General features: G+C 51.2%; 17 protein-coding genes. 1 reads left to right on the plus strand and 16 read right to left on the minus strand.

Translation table 11 applies throughout. The features are described 5' to 3' along the window. Positions 1-12: 12 nt before the first annotated feature. Both yajC and tgt read right to left on the minus strand, forming a co-directional pair. On the minus strand, positions 13-348 hold the full coding sequence (yajC, locus tag NWAT_RS10795) for a preprotein translocase subunit YajC (protein WP_002809928.1): 336 nt from the start codon (positions 346-348) through the stop codon (positions 13-15). 43 nt (positions 349-391) lie between these two features. Next, positions 392-1,507 carry a tRNA guanosine(34) transglycosylase Tgt gene (tgt, locus tag NWAT_RS10800; protein ID WP_013221103.1) on the minus strand — a complete coding sequence of 372 codons (1,116 nt, stop codon included), beginning with the start codon at positions 1,505-1,507 and terminating at the stop codon, positions 392-394. Between the two features lie 199 nt (positions 1,508-1,706). Between tgt and pyrF the strand changes: the two genes are divergently transcribed. Further along, on the plus strand, positions 1,707-2,405 hold the full coding sequence (gene pyrF, locus NWAT_RS10805; RefSeq protein ID WP_013221104.1) for an orotidine-5'-phosphate decarboxylase: 699 nt from the start codon (positions 1,707-1,709) through the stop codon (positions 2,403-2,405). Positions 2,406-2,413: 8 nt separating this feature from the next. Here the strand turns inward: pyrF and NWAT_RS17505 are convergent, their stop codons facing one another. From NWAT_RS17505 to NWAT_RS10875, 14 genes are all read right to left on the minus strand, one after another. Further along, positions 2,414-4,051, minus strand: coding sequence for a flagellar hook-length control protein FliK (locus tag NWAT_RS17505; RefSeq protein WP_013221105.1), 1,638 nt, complete (start codon positions 4,049-4,051; stop codon positions 2,414-2,416). Positions 4,052-4,229: 178 nt separating this feature from the next. Then, entirely contained in the window at positions 4,230-4,682 is a 453-nt protein-coding gene (fliJ, locus tag NWAT_RS10815) for a flagellar export protein FliJ (RefSeq protein WP_013221106.1), read from the minus strand. Continuing rightward, the gene (gene fliI / locus NWAT_RS10820) at positions 4,679-6,133 is read right to left on the minus strand and encodes a flagellar protein export ATPase FliI (protein WP_408634620.1); all 1,455 of its coding nucleotides are present in this window, start codon (positions 6,131-6,133) and stop codon (positions 4,679-4,681) included. The genes fliJ and fliI overlap by 4 nt, the downstream gene beginning before the upstream one ends. Continuing rightward, positions 6,114-6,845: a flagellar assembly protein FliH gene (locus NWAT_RS10825; protein ID WP_013221108.1), complete on the minus strand. Its 732-nt coding sequence runs from the start codon at positions 6,843-6,845 to the stop codon at positions 6,114-6,116. The genes fliI and NWAT_RS10825 overlap by 20 nt, the downstream gene beginning before the upstream one ends. After that, positions 6,832-7,836, minus strand: coding sequence for a flagellar motor switch protein FliG (fliG, locus tag NWAT_RS10830; RefSeq protein ID WP_013221109.1), 1,005 nt, complete (start codon positions 7,834-7,836; stop codon positions 6,832-6,834). The genes NWAT_RS10825 and fliG overlap by 14 nt, the downstream gene beginning before the upstream one ends. Then, a complete protein-coding gene (gene fliF, locus NWAT_RS10835) occupies positions 7,829-9,532 on the minus strand; it encodes a flagellar basal-body MS-ring/collar protein FliF (RefSeq protein ID WP_013221110.1) in 1,704 nt (567 codons plus the stop codon). The genes fliG and fliF overlap by 8 nt, the downstream gene beginning before the upstream one ends. Before the next feature lie 114 nt (positions 9,533-9,646). Beyond that, a complete protein-coding gene (fliE, locus tag NWAT_RS10840) occupies positions 9,647-9,967 on the minus strand; it encodes a flagellar hook-basal body complex protein FliE (RefSeq protein WP_013221111.1) in 321 nt (106 codons plus the stop codon). A 49-nt stretch (positions 9,968-10,016) separates the two neighbouring features. Beyond that, entirely contained in the window at positions 10,017-11,366 is a 1,350-nt protein-coding gene (locus tag NWAT_RS10845; RefSeq protein WP_013221112.1) for a sigma-54-dependent transcriptional regulator, read from the minus strand. 209 nt (positions 11,367-11,575) lie between these two features. Next, on the minus strand, positions 11,576-13,018 hold the full coding sequence (locus tag NWAT_RS10850) for a sigma-54 dependent transcriptional regulator (protein ID WP_013221113.1): 1,443 nt from the start codon (positions 13,016-13,018) through the stop codon (positions 11,576-11,578). 778 nt (positions 13,019-13,796) lie between these two features. Continuing rightward, positions 13,797-14,150: a flagellar protein FliT gene (locus tag NWAT_RS10855; RefSeq protein ID WP_013221114.1), complete on the minus strand. Its 354-nt coding sequence runs from the start codon at positions 14,148-14,150 to the stop codon at positions 13,797-13,799. 17 nt (positions 14,151-14,167) lie between these two features. After that, entirely contained in the window at positions 14,168-14,614 is a 447-nt protein-coding gene (gene fliS, locus NWAT_RS10860; protein ID WP_013221115.1) for a flagellar export chaperone FliS, read from the minus strand. Between the two features lie 74 nt (positions 14,615-14,688). After that, a complete protein-coding gene (gene fliD, locus NWAT_RS10865) occupies positions 14,689-16,740 on the minus strand; it encodes a flagellar filament capping protein FliD (protein WP_013221116.1) in 2,052 nt (683 codons plus the stop codon). Between the two features lie 67 nt (positions 16,741-16,807). Next, a complete protein-coding gene (locus tag NWAT_RS10870) occupies positions 16,808-17,206 on the minus strand; it encodes a flagellar protein FlaG (protein WP_013221117.1) in 399 nt (132 codons plus the stop codon). An 81-nt stretch (positions 17,207-17,287) separates the two neighbouring features. Next, complete coding sequence (locus NWAT_RS10875; RefSeq protein WP_013221118.1) at positions 17,288-18,745, minus strand: flagellin; 1,458 nt, start codon at positions 18,743-18,745, stop codon at positions 17,288-17,290. Positions 18,746-18,969: the final 224 nt, after the last annotated feature.

An 18,969-nucleotide genomic window follows, 5' to 3' on the forward strand; every position in this document is an offset into this window, starting at 1 on the left:
TTTAAGCGTTCGCTAGAGTTTTTCAAGGGTGCCTTTGGGCAATACCGAGGCAATAGATTGGCGCCGGACTTTGATTTCAACGTTCTCGCTGATTTCCATGGTCATGGAACTCTCCGCCAATTCGGTAATACGCCCCATAATGCCCCCCTCGATCATGACCTCATCCCCTTTTTGCAGTCCTTCCACCAGCTTACGGTGCTCCTTAGCCCGTTTTTGCTGGGGCCGAATCAAAAGAAAGTAGAACAGAACCAATAAAACCACTAAGAAAATAATGTTAAACATCCCCGCCTGGGGTGATGGCCCCGCTGCCTCTTGAGCCCAAGCTGATGAGATAAAAAAATCTAGCATATTTGACACGTAACTTGCCTCCCGAATCAAATTAAACCGTTGATTATGACACAGACAAACGGTCCTGCACACGGGCAGCATAAAACTCAGCGCTAAACCGCTCCAAACCGTCTTGCTCAATTGCCTGGCGGAGCTGTTCCATCAGGGCTTGATAATAGTGCAAATTATGAATCGTATTAAGACGCGCGCCAAGGATTTCCCGAGACTTGTCTAAATGATGCAAATAAGCCCGGCTATAGTGGCGGCAAGTATAGCAGGTACAACTTTCATCTAAAGGCCGAGTATCTTTGCGATAGGTGCTATTGCGGATACGGATGACCCCTTCCCGGACAAAAAGATGGCCATTGCGAGCATTGCGGGTAGGCATGACGCAATCAAACATATCCATTCCCCGCCGCACCGCCTCCACAATATCTTCCGGCCGACCCACGCCCATCAGATAGCGGGGTTTATCCGTCGGCATTGGGGGAACGATAGCGGTCAAGATTCGCTCCCTGTCTTCTTTCGGTTCCCCCACAGATAAGCCACCGACGGCATACCCCTCAAAGCCAATGGTTAGCAGCTCCTGCAACGACTCTGCCCGCAAATGCTCATACATCCCCCCCTGAATGATCCCAAACAAAGCCGCCGGAGAATCTCCATGGGCGTCCCGGGAGCGGGTTGCCCATCGCAGGGACAACTCCATGGATCGGCGGGCTACCTTTTCGCTTACAGGGTGAGGGGTACAATCATCAAAAACCATTACAATATCCGCCCCCAACTCCCGCTGCACAGCAATAGACTCCTCCGGCCCCAGAAAAATCAGACGACCATCCACGGGAGAACGGAAATTCACCCCCCGCTCGGTAATTTTTCTCATCGCACCCAGGCTCCAGACCTGAAACCCTCCTGAGTCGGTTAAAATGGGGCCGTCCCAATGCATGAAGCCATGCAGCCCTCCATGCTTGGCGATAACTTGGGTTCCGGGACGCAGCATTAGATGAAAGGTATTACCTAGGACAATTTCAGCCCCTCCGGTACGTAATTCCTCCGGCGTCATTGCTTTGACCGTGCCATAAGTCCCCACAGGCATAAAAGCCGGCGTCTCCACGCTTCCCCGAGGAAAACGAAGACGTCCCCGCCGGGCCATCCCCGCCTGGGCCAGCACCTCAAATTCCATTTTTTGCGTGATAACTCTTGATGAATGGAGATAAAAGCTAAACCTCCAGAGGATAACATATTTGGCCAGGGCAGAAACCGATAGGGTAAGAAGCTCCTGTCAGAGCACTGAAAGTCTAGCACATAACCAAAACCAGGAGTAAGAATCAGCCTGCAACGGTAGGCTCCCTCAGCTCTGCATTAAATCACTGGAGAACATTATGGAAAAGTCTCGCATTATTATTGCTTTGGATTATCCCAACGAGGAACAAGCATTACGCTTCATCCGCCAGCTCGATCCTGCCCAATGCCGACTGAAGGTAGGCAAAGAATTATTTACCCGGGCCGGTCCCTCACTAGTAAAGCGCCTTGCTGCCCAAGGCTTTTCCATTTTTCTCGATTTAAAATTCCATGACATCCCCCATACGGTTGCCCGCGCCTGTCTTGCCGCGGCTGATCTGGGGGTATGGATGCTCAATCTCCATGCCTTAGGCGGGTTATCCATGATGAAGGCTGCCCAGGAGGCACTGGCTAATAACCCCTCTCGGCCCCAACTAATCGCTGTCACCATCTTAACCAGCATGAATCAGGGGGGCTTGCGCCAAATAGGATTAGCGGGAACACCTGAAGAAAATGTGCTGCAACTAGCCCTGCTCACTCAGGAAGCAGGCCTCGACGGGATAGTATGCTCCGGCCAAGAAGCCCCGGCGCTCCGACAAGCCTTAGGGAAAGAATTCCTACTAGTCACCCCAGGCATTCGCCCCGCCGGCGCGGCTCCAGAAGATCAACAGCGGGTGCTGACACCCAGGGAAGCGCTGACAAAAGGGGCCAATTACCTGGTCATTGGCCGGCCTATCACCGCAGCCCCTGATCCTATGGTCGCTCTAAAAGCAATTGAGGCAGAAATTTCGAATGTCTAATGTCACCCTCACGCATAGTAATCCACTCCACCTTGCTGGGAAAAAAGGCGTATACCTCCTGCTGAATCCTCCGAAGCCGCGGTTTCGGGGGATTCTTCAGCCAGAGTCGCCTGCAAGTTTTTAGACTGAGCCGCTTGCTGCTGCTGTTCAGAAAAGCCTTGCTGAGAGACATCCACATTGACTAAATTCAGCCCTTGCTCCGCAAAAGATTCCCGTAAGCGGGGAAGGGCTGCTTCCAGGGCTTCGCGGACTGCCGCTTGAGGGGCATGGAAAGTGATACTCGCTTCATCATGGTGCATATTAATACGGGCCTCCAGGGGACCAAGCTGGGGGGGGGTGAGCCGCAGTTCCGCAAATTGCAGCTTATCTTTGACCAACCAAGTCATCCGCTCGCCGAGTTCTTCTCCCCATCCTGACTCCTGGATCGCGGATTCCAGGGTCAGCCCCATTGCATTGTCACTACTAGCAGAGAGATTGGAAATCGCAGCACCAGTAAAGCCGGAGTTCAATGGAGCCGGAGATACTACTAACGACGGCCTATCCCGTAACGGTGCGGGCACCATCAGCACCTGGGAATCTCCCTGAACAAGGGCTGGGGCTTCCGTCGCTACTGTCGCCTGTAGACCTCCCCTAAGACTAGTACTCGAATCACGATGCCCCAGAAACAGTTGGGAATCCATTTCCGCTGTGGTTACATCTAAGCCAGAACTAAGCTTGAAATCCTCCCCTATTGGGAGGGAATTTTCTGTTCCCGATTCCTTCCCCTGTAATGGCACCGGTAAAGCCCCCTCCTTGCTGGCCTCCAAACCAAGCTGGCTAGGAGGCGCCGGCAACCCGGCGCTTCCCCCAGGGTTTTTTACAACCGGTCCTAATACGGTGCCTGTTAGTGTAGGCACCTCTGGCGTAAGTGAGTTTTCTGCTCCCAATTTCCTCCCTTGTAATGGCACCGGTAAAGCCCCCTCCTTGCTGGCCTCCAAACCACGCTGACTAAGCGGCGCCGGCAACCCGGCGCTTCCCCCAGGGTTTTTTACAACCGGTCCTAATACGGCGCCTGTTAGAGTAGGTATCCCTGGCGTATTGGTAGCTTTTTGGTTTATCAGATTTTGCGGCTGACCAGATAATACTAAATTAATAGCTGAGTTTACTAACTTGCTTGAATCAGGGGAAATACCGCTAAGAGTCCTATCAGTATCCCTTGTAATCAACAGTGAGCTTTGTGCTGCGGATTGAGAATCAGAAACTATGACCTCGGGTAAATCTGCACTTCCAGGATTGCTTTCAAAAGCCTCCACCATCGGGAAATGACCAAAATCGGCTGCCATTGAGATCGCCGATTCTGGTAACGATAAACCAAACTCTGGAGAGCCTTGTTCTCCTGCTGCTTGTTCTAGGCTCAATAATTCCGTGGAAAGATTTGTTTCATCGCCTGCAGCCGCTATTTTCTCTGCCAATCCCGCAAAAAATGGCGGCTGCTCCGGCAATGGGTTAATCTCGGAAACCATCTCCTCAAGCTGGACAGGAAACTTGACACTCACCGCCCCTTCTGACTCGACAGCAAGAAAATCTCCAGAATTCACCCCAGGCTTTCCCACCGAAGCGGATGAGGAAGAGGCAAGCGGCATAACCCAAAAATCCGGTGTTGTCATTGACCCTTATACTCCACTTTATACGTTGCTTAATCCTGTAGGCAAATTTTGTACCGAAAAAATGTTTTTTCTAGGGAAAGCTTCATATCATGAATATCCTTAATGTTTCTGTTACTCTTCCTCGTGCCTTGAGCAGGATAAATTCCGCTTTTCTGAGGCAAAATTTACCTATAAACGGCTAAAAATTGCCGGTATCTTCCGCTCTAAAATTATGCTGATGACGATCATCCACCTCCGCCTGCTCATGATAAGCTGCTAAATTCCGCTCTTCCTGCCGGTAACGATCCTGAAGCTTCTCCAAAGCCTTCACCTGACTACGTACCGCAAACCACCCCTCGCGCTTCTGCTCCAACAGTTGAGAAGATCGTTCTACCTGCTGCTTTTGCTGGGAAATAGCTTGATCCAGCCGGGCCAAAAAACTTTGCAGCTGCTGTAGCTGCTGGGCGCTGATACCCTTCTGGCCCACGGATTGGCAACGCTGTGCATACTCTTCCCGATAGTCGCGCATCTCCCCCAACTGGTGTTGTTGCTGCTGGAATAAATGCTGGGTTTCTCCTAATACTTTAGCGGCCTGCTGCTCCTGATTTGTAGCCACGCGCAGCAAGGAATGTAAACGGTGGGAACGAGTCACGAATAGCCTCCATTATTAAATTGCCTGGAAACTCCCCCAGCATTGACTGCAGGTACCGCCACTTTTGGCGTTGGCTTTGCCTTTAAAGCCTGCTGAAGCCTTTCCAGGCTCTCCTCCACAGAGAATGACCGGGACATATCTTGTTGCAAAAATGAACGGAATTGAGGTTGTTTATCAACCGCCTCATCAAGCCGGGAATCACTGCCACGGCTATAGGCGCCCACACTGATAAGATCTTGGTTCTGGCTATATAGAGAATAAATTTGCTTAAACTGCTGAGCAGCTTGCTGGTGCTCTGGCACCGTAATCTGACTCATCACCCGGCTAATCGAGGCCTCAATGTCAATGGCCGGGTAATGGCCCGCTTCCGCTAAGCGCCGGGACAATACGATATGACCATCCAGAATGGCTCGTGCCGAATCAGCCACGGGATCATTAGGATCGTCCCCTTCGGTGAGAACCGTATAAAAAGCGGTAATACTGCCGCTGCCCGAGCGTCCATTGCCCGCCCTTTCCAGCAATTGGGGAATTTTGGCAAATACAGAGGGAGGGTAACCGCGAGTTGCTGGCGGCTCACCAATAGCCAGAGCCAGCTCCCGTTGGGCATGGCCAAAACGAGTCAGAGAATCCATTAATAGCAGCACCTGTTTGCCTTGATCTCGAAAATATTCAGCAATACTAGTCGCCAGCATTGCGCCGTGAATACGCATCAAGGGAGAATGATCCGCCGGGGTTGCCACCACTACGGAGCGTGCCAGGCCCTCCTTGCCCAGAATATTTTCAATAAACTCCTGGACTTCCCGGCCACGCTCGCCAATCAACCCCACCACGATAACATCGGCCTTAGCATAGCGGGTCATCATTCCAAGCAAGACGCTTTTACCTACCCCGCTACCAGCAAATAGCCCCATCCGTTGACCCCGGCCAATGGTCAGCAAAGCATTGATTGCGGCTACCCCTACATCCATAGGCTCTCTAATAGGCTGCCGTGCCAAGGGATTGATGGGCTGCCCCTCCAGCGAAACGCGATGGGTAGCGCGAAGAGGGCCTAAATCGTCCAAAGGACGTCCCCCGCCATCCAAAACCCGGCCCAGCAACGCCTCTCCAACCGCCATCCTACCCCCATGACGAAGGGGAATAACAGGGGCATTGGGCACCAATCCCCGCGGATCACCGATAGGCATTAAAAAAAGCCTTTCTCCGGCAAATCCAACCACTTCGGCTTCCACAGGCAACCTTTCCTGCCTCAGAATATGGCAACGCCCTCCTACTGGCAGTTGACATCCTACTGCCTCCAAGGTCAATCCCACCATTCGGGTAAGTCGCCCCTCAACCGTAACCAAAGGGGCTGCATCTCGGGCTAAACGCTCCCTGCACCCAGCTAGGGCATGCTGCCAGCGCCTTCCCAGTAAAGGAGGTTTGGAAACGACTTCAGCCACTCTCTTGATCATCTCTCCGTTCGCCACCAAGCACTTTTGCAATGGCAGCATTTAAGCGAGTCTCAACCTTAGCGTCTATTCTTGAATGCTCAGTCTCAAGTAGGCATCCTCCCCGGGTGAGGGAGGGATCTTCCACTATTTGCCATCGCCGTTCTTCCTCAGAAAGGGATAAGGCGGAACGAACAATTCCCACATCATCAGGGTGCAGCAGTAACCGCACATAACGTGCCTGGGAAGGAAGATAGCTTAAACCTTCTCGTACTGCCGCCACCACCTCACTGGGTTGAGTTTTGAGTTCCCGGCGAATAAGCTGACGGGCCATGGCGGCTGCAAGCTGCACCAATTCTTCTTCTACGGTGTCATCAAGCCACTGGAGGGGCGCACTTAACGCTGCCATTAACCGCTCAAGGCGGGCCACCTTTTGCTCTAATTCCGCTTGCGCCGCCTTCCGGCCTTCTATTAGACCGGTATTGAAGCCTTCCTCGTGAGCCTGTTGCTGGATGGCTTCCAGTTGCTCTACCGTTAATGTCGCAGGCGCTGTTCTTTCCTCTTGTTCCTGCTCCTCGCTCTCTGGAGACGATCCCCCTGTACCGGCCACCTTATTATCCCAGTCATTCCATCCTGACTGATAACCTTGCTCAGGTTCTTCCTGCTCCACTAGCGGTAATTCCCACCGCTCATAGGCAGTCAAATCGCCTGGGCGCAAAAACTTAGATGTACTCATCGCCACTGCCTCCTAGGGAAATATCTCCCGCTTCAGCTAGCCGCCGGGCAATAGCTAGCACCTCTTTCTGGGCTGCTTCAACTTCGCTCAAGCGCACTGGCCCCTTACTCTCGAGATCTTCACGCAGCATTTCCGCTGCCCGTTTAGACATATTTTTAAATATTTTCTGTTTAAGTGCTTCGGTAGCTCCTTTTAGGGCAACGATCAATATTTCGGAAGAAACTTCCCGCAGTAAGAACTGAATCCCCCGATCATCCACCTCCAAGAGGTTATCAAAAACAAACATGAGATCTTCAATACTCTGCCCCAATTCCGCATCGGTTTCCTTAATTTGCGCTAAGATATCGCTTTCTATGGCGCTATCCAGTAAATTAAGGATACCTGCCGCAGCCTTGAGGCCCCCCACCGGAGAAGTCTTCAAATGATTGTTGTTACCAGAAAACTGCCGTTCCAGAACTTCGTTAAGCTCTCCTAAGGCGGAAGGCTGCACGTTTCCCAAGGTAGCCACACGCACCAGGATATTGGTCCGCACCTGCTCAGGAAACAGGGACAACACTTCGGCTGCCTGATCGCTTTCTAGAAAAGAGAGCACAATCGCGATAATTTGGGGGTGTTCCAAATGGACCACCTGATAGATGGAAGGGGCATCCATCCATCCTAGCTGCTCAATACCAGCAGTGTTACTACCCGAGAGAATACGATTGAGCAGCGAACTGGCCTTATCCTCCCCCAAGGCATTTTGCAGCATACCCCGAATATAATCATCGGCGCCTATCCCAAAAGCGGTTTCCTCCTGCATCATCCCTGCAAACTCCTGTAATATCTCATTCACCTGCTCCTTGGTGATGCCCTGGAGCGTCGCCATGGTCGTTCCAACCATTTGGACCTCCTTTGGCGCTAAATGCTTAAGAACCTCAGCAGCGCCGCGCTCACCTAAGGCGCGCAGCAGAATTGCCGCTCGTTCAGCGCCCGTGAGTTTACTTTCAGCCATCACTGACCAGCCAATTTTTTACAACCTGGGCTACACGCCTAGAGTCACCGGTGGCCATGTCACGAACGATCTCCAAGTTTGCTTCCAACGAATGAGGTCCTGCTAGCCGAAGGGTGGGTTTATTGCTGCTCAAGCTTAGTTGATCCTCTTGTAGCCCGTCATCACTTTTCTCTTCGTCCTTGTTGGGAATAGCAGGCAGAGTCACAGACTCAGGTAAAGCGGTCAGCCGGCGAAAAGCAGGGCGCAAAACTCCCAGCAACAAAAGCAATATAGCTAAAACACCTCCTCCCTGTTTGACGGCTTGCCAAAACCAATCCTGCTGCCAAAGGGAGGGCTCAGGGAAGGATTCCTCCTCGTTAGCTGGCACAAAAGGGGCATTAATCACATTAATGGTATCGCCTCGCTCGGCATTAAAACCCACGGCTTCTTTCACCAGGGCGGTCACCTGGGCAAGCTCCTGGGGTGAACGAGGCACAGTGCTGACGGTGCCTTCAGCATCAGCCACCGCTTTCTCGTCCACCAGGACAGCTACTGAAAGACGCCGAATAGATCCAGGGCTTAACCGGCTGTGGCTGATAGTGCGGTCCAGTTCATAGTTCCGCGTGGCCCTTTGACTACGCGTTGTGGGGACAGCTTCTATCGGGGCTTCATCGTCGTTAGCTTCCGGCACAACCTCGGGTGCTTGGGCCTCAGCCGGCGGCTGATTGCTCAGTGCCCCCGGAATTCCCTGGGGAAAACGGCTCCCAGTGCGCTCCTCCTCCGACATCTGTTCACTGCGTAAAGCAGCTGATTCGGGATTATAGTATTCTTGGGTTTGTTCTGTGACCGTAAAATCCACCTCGGCAACCACCTGGGCCCGGGCCTTATCAGAGCCGATCATGGGGGCTAGAATATGTTGGATTCGGCGAATATATTTCTCTTCTAAACGGCGGGTATACTCGAACTGGCCCTCTGTCATCCCCAGAGACTGAGAACGGTCTTGCCGGGTCAGCAAATTGCCTCTTTGATCCACCAGCGTTACACCGCTACTTTCCAAATTAGGAATACTGGAAGAAACTAAGTGGGTGATCGCGGCCACTTGCCCGGGATCAAGCGCACGTCCGGCATAGAGATCCAAAACTACCGAGGCTGAAGGCGCTTGGCGATTACGGATAAAAACCGATTGCTTCGGCAGCGCCAAATGGACTCGAGCATTCCTAACATTATTCAAAGTGCCAATGGTCCGGGCCAATTCCCCTTCCAAGGCCCGCTGATAACGGGCCTTTTCCAGAAACTCACTAGCGCCAAAACCTGGATTCTGCTCTAAGAGTTCAAAACCCGTATCAGCACTGCGCGGTAACCCTTCCATCGCTAATTGCAGCCGCACCTCATGCACTTTGGAGGCAGGCACCATAATTGCGCCGGTATTTTCCGCTAGTCGGTATTCAATATTCGCCTTTTGCAGCGCCGCAACGATTTCCCCCTTCTCCTCACCCGTCACGGCACCATACATAACTTGGTAAGTAGGTGCCAAAGCCCACATGACAACACCTACCACAAGCGCCACACTAGCGGCGATGGCTAGCAATAACCCTACTTGCTTTTGTAAAGACAAACGGCCTATATTAGCTTGCAATGCGGCTAAACGCGTACCAGCTATCGACGATGCTTCTGGGGTAACAGCAGGTGGATTAGTATGAGTGTTAGTATCTGCCATCAATCATGATTCCAAAGAAGCGGTTTTGGAAGCAGCGGAGAAAAAATCCCTACCGCGACCTACCCTTATTACTCAATTCAAACTATCCCTTATTCCTAACCTAGCCCCCAATATTTAAATTTGCATATTCATGATCTCTTGATAGGCGGAGACAAGACGATTGCGAACTTGAAGCGCCGCCTGAAAAGAAACAGTGGACTTTTGAGAGGCGATCATGACCTCCGCCAAATCAACATTGCTATCGCCTCGCACAAAAGCTGTCTGTAGCCCGCTGGACTGCTGTTGAAATTGGTTGACAGTGTCAATGGCCTGCCTAAAAAGCGCGGCAAATTCGCCCTCTGGAAGTTCCCCAGTGGCACTGGCCAAATCATCCTTGGCTAGAGCGGTAGCCGCCCGCATTTGTTCTAGAAGTTGAGTGCTATTGATAGATTCCATGGCAGAATTCCTCCTCAGCTAGCCTAATTACTCTAAAAGATGGCCCCAATTAACACGCCAACCTTGAACTAGGAAAATCAGGGATAACGACTCCTGCCTCCCGTAGCCGAGCTAGCTTATAACGCAGGGTTCGCTCACTAATTCCTAGCCGAACAGCCGCTTGTTTCCGCCGCCCATTGCATTGTCCCAAGATCTCTAAAATAAACTGTTTTTCATGGTTTTTGAGATTCTTATTAAGCGCTCTAGCTTCATCCGAAACGGGGGTTACCGGTATTCCTACCTCAAAAGCCAACGACTGGACCGTTAATTCATCCTCATCCGCTAAAATCATGGCCCGCTGGATAACATTGTCCAACTCACGAATATTGCCCGGCCATGGATGGGCCAGCAATTTTTTTTTAGCAGCCAAGGAAAAGCGGGATAAAATGCGGCCATTTTCTGCCGCACGGGTGGCAGCCAAGCGCCGGGCAAGGGGTAAAATATCTTTGCGGCGTTCCCGCAGAGGGGGTAAATGCAAGGGGAAAACATTTAGACGATAATAAAGATCTTCCCGGAACCGGCCGCTGGCTACCTGTTCCTGCAAATCACGATTAGTGGTGGCTAATATCCGTATATTCAGCGGAATCATCTTGCCTCCTCCTAGACGTTCCACCTCCCGCTCTTGCAACACCCGGAGTAGCTTTGCTTGTAAACCCAAGTCCATTTCCGAGATCTCGTCAAGCAATAAAGTGCCTCCCTGGGCCTGCTCAAATTTACCGGGCCGAGCTTGACAAGCACCCGTAAAAGCGCCCTTTTCATAGCCAAATAAGGTGGCCTCAAGCATATTTTCCGGAATGGCGGCACAATTGATCGCGACAAAGGGGCCTTCACAACGGGGGGACTGGCGATGGATATAGCGGGCCAATACTTCCTTGCCGGTGCCGCTTTCGCCACTAACGAGTACGGTAGCCTCACTCTTGGCTACCCGTTGCGCCAACGCTACTACCCGACGGAAACAGGGATCAACCGCTACCACTGGCTCATCTTTTTTCAATACCCGCACGTAGCGACGCACTCGATCAAGCAGAACGTTAGTTTCAAAAGGTTTAAGCAAGTAGTCCACAGCACCCTCATCCAAAGCATCAATAGCCGTACGGATGGTGCTATGAGCAGCAATGAACAGCACTGGTAAATCTGGCTTCTGAGTTCTTGCCCGACGTAATAGTGTGGAACTATCCAAAGGTTGGGTTTGAATATCGCTTAGTAAAAGGCCAATATGCTTATTTTTTTCCAACTGGGCTAGAGCTGCCTTTCCTTCAGGGACGCTCTTTACTGGAAAACCAGCGACAGACAAGGTAGCACATAAAGCCTCCCGCAGAGCTGGCTCATGCTCAACGACCAGAACCGTGGGGTGCGTCATAATTTACTCCTTTGCTCCGAAAACCGTTCTAAAACGCTGCATAAATTCACCAAATGCGTGGAACGCTCGTCTGGCTTTCTGCAAATTTTCGTTTGTTAATAAAGGCGCGGCAAAGATTTACCTCCCGCGTCTATAACAGAGCAATAAATGTGCCTACCAATAAGTTACCTTAATAATCAGTTAATTGTGAAGTAAACTCTTATCGAACGTCAAACTCTTGGCGCAACATCCTCTCGCTGGACGTCATATTTACGAAGTTTTTCAACCAAGGTAGTACGCCGCATCCGCAACCGATGAGCCGCTTGAGCCACCACCCCGTCGGCTTCCTCTAGCGCTTGCTTGATAAGCGAGCGCTCGATGCAGCTAAGGTGCTTCTTAAGATCCAAACCTTCTCGTGGCAATCGGGGAGTCTCCAAGGTATCAACAACTCGCTCTAGGGATGATCCTAATTCAGGCACAGAAGGAGGAATTCCTTCCCCCTCTATTCGGTATTTTTCAGGTAAATCATAATAATCCACCACGCCATAGGGGTATAAAATGGTTAAACGTTCAACCAGATTAGCAAGCTCCCTGACGTTGCCTGGCCACGGATATTGGCACAAAGCCATAACCGCCGCCGGAGTTAAACGAACAGAGGCGCCTTTTTCATGCTCAATCCGGGTAATAATCTCATTGATGAGCAGGGGAACGTCCTCAACTCGCTCTCGCAAAGGAGGCATTTCAATGGGAAAGACATTGAGGCGATAATAAAGATCCTCGCGGAAATTCCCTTCCTGAAGCTGCTCTTCTAAATTACGATGGGTTGCGGCAATAATACGCACGTCGACATGAATGAGCTTATTGCTTCCTACCCGCTCAAAAGTTCGCTCCTGCAGTACCCGTAGCAGCTTCACCTGCATAGCCATGGGCATATCGCCAATCTCGTCCAGAAACAAGGTTCCCTTTTGCGCCAGTTCAAATCGTCCTTGACGGGCTGTAATAGCCCCCGTAAAGGCCCCTTTCTCGTGACCAAAAAGTTCGCTTTCCAGCAGCTCGCCCGGAATAGCGCCACAATTGACTGGCACAAAGGGGTTTCCCCGCCGCGAGGAATGGTAGTGGAGGTTGCGGGCTACCACTTCCTTGCCGGTCCCGGACTCTCCCAAAATCAGGACGGTGGCGTTGGAATCGGCCACCTGCTCTATCAGCTGACGAACAGTCCGGGTAGCACGGCTATTACCTACCAAACTCCGAAATAGTTCTACTGATCTTCTCCGTTGCCCTTTTTGCTGGTGGCCTTCACGAAAAAGCTCCGCATTCTGCAAAGCGCTAGTGAGTTCCGTTTGGGAAAAAGGATAGCGCAGCGTCCCTAAGGCGCCCGGCAAACGCCAGGATTCTTTATTTGAAAGGCTTTCCTTCGGCACCAGCACAAATACAGGTAACTGCACTTCTTCATTATTGAGTGTTTTAATTGTGGCTGTTATTTTTTGCTGTTCCCCGCTCCAACTACCAATTAGCGCCGCAGCAACAGCCTTGGGATCGGTAACCGTTTTTTGCCATTTCTGGCCTTGCTCAACCAGTACCGGACGGTAGCCGACGAACTCGATAATGGTTTGCAGGGCTTGGACATGCTCTTTTCTGCTATCTCCCAAAATCAATACGATATCAGCAGGCATCATAGACCTCTCATACCGTTTTTACCGTTAAAACAGGAAAAAATAAAGTAAATCCCATCGTGGGTCTATTACGCTTTCTTAATGATAGAAGGAAAGTTAAACACCCTATAGAATGAATGTCAAAATTCTGTCGTATCAAAAATAGCAAAATTCCCCACAAAGGGCCGGACATTCACAGGGAAGCCCGCAATTTTCCGCCTTACGGCCCAACAAAATGCTTATCATCAGCAAAAAAAGCAAACAATAGCATGGCACCGAAAACCTAAATATTTCTTCGTGTTCGCGCCCCAGGATGCCGGTACCAGCGAAAGATAAATTGCTCTAATCCCTTCCCGCAAATCCATCATTTAGATCGGCAAAACCCACTAACATCTGGTGCTCACCTGATTCGGCCTTACTTTCTTCTACTTCGCTAAGAAGAATCAGGGAATAGGAGTACTTCCTGCTGGGCAAGTAGCTACCCTATTTGCTCAAGTAATAAATCCAGTTTTGACTCCAAGCAGTTATCACAGCCATCCAGAGCGTTGGTTGCCGTACAAGCTCCATGTAATAGCACCAACCTATATGCTAAAAGACTTCCCGGCCTAATGGTTGGCGCGAGGGTAGTTATTCCATTCCAGTCACAAGTACCTGCCTCCAGCACCAAGAGTAAATGCAGGAAATTAGCGCAAACTTCTAAGGATTATCATTAACGAGGGAAGAACGGTGAGCCAAGAGAGAATGGCGGTACTAGAGCTAAGAAGTTTTCAATTATCTTCTTTAAAAGGGAAGGCCCCAACTAAAAATTATAGGCACGGTAGATGTCGCGAGCTTGAGATCCTTGGTGTAGTTTTTTTATCTCTTGGGAAAAACGATTGCGCTCTAACTGGCAAAGAGCAGCTATTTCCTCGTTGAGCGAGAGCAGCCGTTCCAGGCGTTGCCGAGCGGAAGGGAGCATAACCAAGATCTGTTCCCGAGAAAAACTATGCTGCAATAGCCCATCCCGCTCGGCTTGTAGCTCCGCCAGCTCCCGCCAAGCGCTTTCCTGGGCCTTTAAAAGCATTTTCTGGCTGAGGACAAGGAGTTCATCCAAAGCACCCTTGACAGCTTCAGGCTCAAAAATGGGATGCTCAGTAACGGCACTAAAGGACATGGTGCTTAAGCAAATAACTAACGGGTATTGGCGCTAGAAGCAGCTCCAGGCTTGGCAGACCCAAGGGCCGGCATTGGAGAATTTACTGGAGAAATGGCTTCCCACCCCTGTTTGATTTCGCCTAAAAGGTAAGCGACTTCTTCTAATATCGCCGCATCATTACGGAGGTTAGCTTCCAGAAGGCGCCCCACAATATAGTCATAAAGGCGGTCTAAATCGTCAGCAATTTCAGCTCCCCGCTCTCGATTCAGGCTTACTTGCAAGCCACTGACAATATCAATGGCGCCGCCGATATTCACACCTTTCTGCGTAATATCATGGCGTGCTATCGCTCCCCTGGCCACCGTAATTTTCTCTAGGGCACCTTCTAGTAACATTTGGATAAGGCGATGGGGATCGGCGGCGATCACGGCACTTTGGGCGCCGATCTGGCGGTATTGCTGTAGTGCTCCATTTTGGATCATATTGACTTCCTCGTTAAAATCATGGCAACTTTAATAATTATTTAAATCGACTGTTCCAATCAAAGACGACTACCTTAGGTAGATCTACTGCCAGGTAAATTAGCGAGCTGCTGGCTTAAAAAGCTGCTCGTTGTTTGGAGCTGCCCGAGCAGGCTATCCAGGGCCGTAAACTGCGCCCGGTAACGCTTCTCAATAGCATCCAATCGCCGGGCCAAATCTTCCCGCTGCTCATCGAAACCACCAACGCGATCATTCAAGCTATCAATGCGATTTTCTAAGAATCCTTCCGAATCCAGTACTTGATCCAGATAGGTATTCAGATGGGTCGCTACTCCCCGGGAAAAGGTGACGCTCCCCCGCGCTCCCGAGGTCTCCCCTAGAATTTCAAGTCGAATACCCTCTGCCCTATCGTTTCCAGTTAGAAAGCGACCTGAGCCTGTTGCCGCCTGACCACCGATAGTTCCAGCCACATCTTCCCCCGCGTTACCGCTTTTAACCGTCAGTCCCAGGGTTTGGGTAGTGGTCTCCGAGGGCGAAGGATCCAACGCTAAGATTTCAATATTGGAACTACCCCCATAACGGCTAGAACGAATTTCAAAGCGATCATTTATGAATTCAACAGTTACCTGGCTTCCTGCCTCACTCAGGCTAGGATTACCATTAATCTGACTCTGAATTTCCGCGGCAAGCGCCGTGCCATCATCGTAGGTTTTTTGGGTCAGAGAAATCGTCGTGGCTTCTCCTCCATCTACTTTGAGGGTAAATTCGTCATTATCGGCATCAATAGTGATGGCAGAGCCGCTCCAAGGAAAGGGAAAATTGCTGCTAATGGCATTTCCTGTATATTCTCCCTGGGTTGCCAACTGGGTAACATTGACCGCAAATTCTCCAGCCTGGGCTCCATCGGCGGCTTCTACAAACCGCACCGACGGATCCGAACTCTTGCCACCTCCCGTAAACAAACGGGCAACCGCCTCGGGATCAGCTTCAACTACCTGCTGCAGCTTGCTTTCATCCAATTTCAGGGTGCCATCCCGCTGGGTGGTAATACCGATATCGGCTAAGGTTTGATAAGGGCCAGACAAACCCGTAACGATATCGCTAGCAGCCCGCCGGAGGCGGTTTTCTATGCCGCGCAAACTCGCATCTCCAAGCAGAGGACCCTTTTCTCGAGTTTCCGGATTATAGGAAGAAAGAGAATTTAAGGTTTTCGCTAAACTATTAAAAGACTCTATAAAGCCATTCACCGATTGACTGGCTACCTGCCCATCAGCTTCCACCGTGAGTGTTGTGGGGGAATCAAGTTCAGCGCTGTTGAGTTCTAAAGTTACCCCCTCAATCATCCCGGTAATCGTGTTTTGGGGACGAGTAACGGTCAAGCCATCAACCACCAGGCGGGCATCTTGAGCGGCTACTGTCTCCATTAAATTTTTCCCGTTCCCTGGATCTGTCCCGGTCGGATCATAAGCCAATTGAGACAACCCGCCATCATCCAGGTTATTACCATCCTCATCGCTAACGGTAATTTCCAAACTATTAGCAAGGCCCATGGTTTGAGCGGTAAAAACCAGGCGATCTCCGGTTCCATCATTGATAATATTAGCCTGGACCCCAATATCGGCCTCATTAACCGCGTCTCGGATACCGCTTAAGCTGTTATGGGCGGCATCAATGGTCACCAATTTAGGGGGAGTCTCGGGATTCCCGGTAAAAGTATTGGCATCATTGTCATAGCTGCCAAAACGAAAACTCAGGGTTCCCGTCCCCAGGGTAGCGCTAGGGTCGGCGAAGGCTTTGGAAGCGAGTTTTTGTGCCTGGGCTAATTGCTGAACTTCGACACTATAGGTGCCAATAGCCGCTTTCGCCGCTGCCGAAACAGTCAATAAGTCCGTATTACCAACGCTGGCCTTGATGGCCTGAAAAGCCGAAGGCGAATCAAGCTTTGCAACCGCATCCTTGAAGCCCGCCAGCTCACTCTTTAATGTGCCCATGGCGGAAAGAGTCGCTTGCAGTTTCGCTTCCTGGCGGTTGAGACGCAGTTGCTGGGGTTGGCCTTCCGCCGCTACCAATTGATTTACCAGGCTTTCCACATCTAGCCCGGAACCAATTCCCGTTGAAGTAATCATCCCTCTTCCCCCTGTCTCCTGGAAAGCACTATCATTAAGATCAAGACCCTTGGAAATTCAACATCCATCAAGCCAAAGCTTGCATGAGCGTGCCATCGGTAATGCCTTCTTTCCCCTCTTCCGCTATGCGCCGCGCCAGCACCATGACTTCTTCCGAAGGGATCTGCCGAATCATTTCCCCGTTTTCCCTATCCATCACCTTGATCACCGTCTGGCCCGTGGCTTCGTCAATACTAAAATGTAATTCCCGCCTCACATCTTCCATCAGTTCATTAATACTTTGCACGGCTTCCTCCAATTGCCGCGACCCTTCTTCCCGGTTTTTCCGCTCTTCTGTCTTAGGCTGGGGAGAGTCTGTGGCCGACGATTGAAGCTTGCTTACCGGATGCACCTTGATTTCGGCCGCAGAGGAAGGCCGCTCCGAAAATGGAGCAGGTATGAAATCTGGGGAAGGAGGGTGAATCATCAATCAGTCTCCTTGGTTAGTGTACTAAGGGAGTCTCCGTTCAGGATTTTCAGTCCCGAACGGAGCACCATCTCCTTGCGGTTACCGCAATAAGCTCAAGACCCCTTGAGGCTGGGCATTGGCCTGGGCCAGCATGGCGGTACCGGCCTGCTGGAGAATCTTATTGCGCGTCATCTCGGCCGTCTCGGCGGCAAAATCCGCATCCTGGATACGAGAACGGGCAGCAGAAGTATTCTCGGAAACATTCTCTAAATTAGAAATAGTAGACTCAAAACGATTTTGCAGGGCACCCAAGTCCGCCCGCTGGGTAGCAATTGAACCCAGGGCTTTGTCGATAACGGACAGAGCACTGTTGGAACCGTCTTGGGTGGAAAGATCAATCTGGGCTACCGAAGACAAGGCAGAAGTCACACCGCCTGCGCCTACCACCGTATTGGTGCCATCATCACTGGTCACGGTGAAGCTTTTATCCGACTGGAAGCTTACTTGACCGCCTACCACAATACTGTCGTCTCCTCCCGTATCTTCTACAGTCACCCCCCCTACGTTAAAGGCATTCCCCGAGGCCCCTGTATTATTCGCCTCTGAGATAAGAATATCCTCACCCTGGGCATTTTCCAAGGTAATGGAGTCCCGGTTTTCGCTGAGCGTGGCGGTTACACCGGTCTCGGCGCTTTGAGCATTGATGGCGTCAGCCAAATTGGTCACATCCGTGGTGGTAACCCCCGCGGAAATCTGCGCAGCCGAACCGCCGCTGGATTGGAGGGTAAAAGAAACCGTACCATCATCCGCCACGTTGTCCAACTTAACTGAAGTCTGGGCGGAGGCCGTCACGCCAGTGGCACCGGATTGTCCATTAACTAGATCAGCTATTGCCTTAGCACTCTCGTTGCCTGTAAGAGCTACTGACTTAGAACCCGTGGAACCATTGACGGTGATGTTCTGGGCAGCCACGGTATTACCCCCGGTGGTATCCGTTGCCACGGCTAGACCTGTGCCCGCATTGGCAATGCCCTTTCCTAACTGCTCCCCAAGCGTTGTGGCGCGGGCGCTATTAATGGAAAAACCGATGCTTTCGTTAGCATTGGCGCCAATTTGGAATTTTTGCCCCGTAAAGGAACCATCCAATAGGTTTTTGCCGTTAAAGGTAGTAGAATCCGCAAGCCGGTTAAGTTCCTTCTGCAGTTGCGATACTTCTTTTTGTAGATTAGCCCGATCCGCGTCGCTGTTAGTATCGTTAGCAGACTGGACAGCAAGCTCTCGCATCCGCTGCAGGATATTGCTGCTCTCCTTCAATCCTCCCTCGGCGGTTTGGGTCACGGAGATAGCGTCATTGGCATTGCGACCCGCCTGAGCGAGACCGCGAATCTGGGAGGTCATCCGCTCCGTAATCGCCAGCCCGGCGGCGTCATCCTTGGCATTGTTAATCCGCAAACCGCTGGACAACCGCTCCATCGAGGTTTGCAGCGCGTTTTGGGAACTATTCAGGTTCCGCTGAGCATTGAGTGATGCAATATTGGTATTGATAGTCTGAGGCATAATGGCTTTCCCTTCGTATTTTGTCCGGGGCTATTCCCGGCAAGGTTTGTTTCCAGCGAATAAGCGCGATAGTCACGCTCCAGGCCTAGACATTAACGATTTGGGACTTGTGGCATGAGCTAGGGAATTCACCCCAACCTAACCTTTGTCCCGTGTCAAGGTGTTTATCGCTTTCACAGAAAAGAATCGGCAAAAAGGGAGGGAACTTTAGTAGATACCGGCAA

The sequence above is a fragment of the Nitrosococcus watsonii C-113 genome, from assembly GCF_000143085.1.
Taxonomy (GTDB): Bacteria; Pseudomonadota; Gammaproteobacteria; order Nitrosococcales; family Nitrosococcaceae; genus Nitrosococcus; species Nitrosococcus watsonii.

Coding starts and splice junctions, on each gene's coding strand:
- yajC (WP_002809928.1), bottom strand. CDS start 348: ATGCTAGATTTTTTTATCTCATCAGCTTGGGCTCAAGAGGCAGCGGGG.
- tgt (WP_013221103.1), bottom strand. CDS start 1,507: ATGGAATTTGAGGTGCTGGCCCAGGCGGGGATGGCCCGGCGGGGACGT.
- pyrF (WP_013221104.1), top strand. CDS start 1,707: ATGGAAAAGTCTCGCATTATTATTGCTTTGGATTATCCCAACGAGGAA.
- NWAT_RS17505 (WP_013221105.1), bottom strand. CDS start 4,051: ATGACAACACCGGATTTTTGGGTTATGCCGCTTGCCTCTTCCTCATCC.
- fliI (WP_408634620.1), bottom strand. CDS start 6,133: ATGATCAAGAGAGTGGCTGAAGTCGTTTCCAAACCTCCTTTACTGGGA.
- NWAT_RS10825 (WP_013221108.1), bottom strand. CDS start 6,845: ATGAGTACATCTAAGTTTTTGCGCCCAGGCGATTTGACTGCCTATGAG.
- fliG (WP_013221109.1), bottom strand. CDS start 7,836: ATGGCTGAAAGTAAACTCACGGGCGCTGAACGAGCGGCAATTCTGCTG.
- fliF (WP_013221110.1), bottom strand. CDS start 9,532: ATGGCAGATACTAACACTCATACTAATCCACCTGCTGTTACCCCAGAA.
- fliE (WP_013221111.1), bottom strand. CDS start 9,967: ATGGAATCTATCAATAGCACTCAACTTCTAGAACAAATGCGGGCGGCT.
- NWAT_RS10845 (WP_013221112.1), bottom strand. CDS start 11,366: ATGACGCACCCCACGGTTCTGGTCGTTGAGCATGAGCCAGCTCTGCGG.
- NWAT_RS10850 (WP_013221113.1), bottom strand. CDS start 13,018: ATGCCTGCTGATATCGTATTGATTTTGGGAGATAGCAGAAAAGAGCAT.
- NWAT_RS10855 (WP_013221114.1), bottom strand. CDS start 14,150: ATGTCCTTTAGTGCCGTTACTGAGCATCCCATTTTTGAGCCTGAAGCT.
- fliS (WP_013221115.1), bottom strand. CDS start 14,614: ATGATCCAAAATGGAGCACTACAGCAATACCGCCAGATCGGCGCCCAA.
- fliD (WP_013221116.1), bottom strand. CDS start 16,740: ATGATTACTTCAACGGGAATTGGTTCCGGGCTAGATGTGGAAAGCCTG.
- NWAT_RS10870 (WP_013221117.1), bottom strand. CDS start 17,206: ATGATTCACCCTCCTTCCCCAGATTTCATACCTGCTCCATTTTCGGAG.
- NWAT_RS10875 (WP_013221118.1), bottom strand. CDS start 18,745: ATGCCTCAGACTATCAATACCAATATTGCATCACTCAATGCTCAGCGG.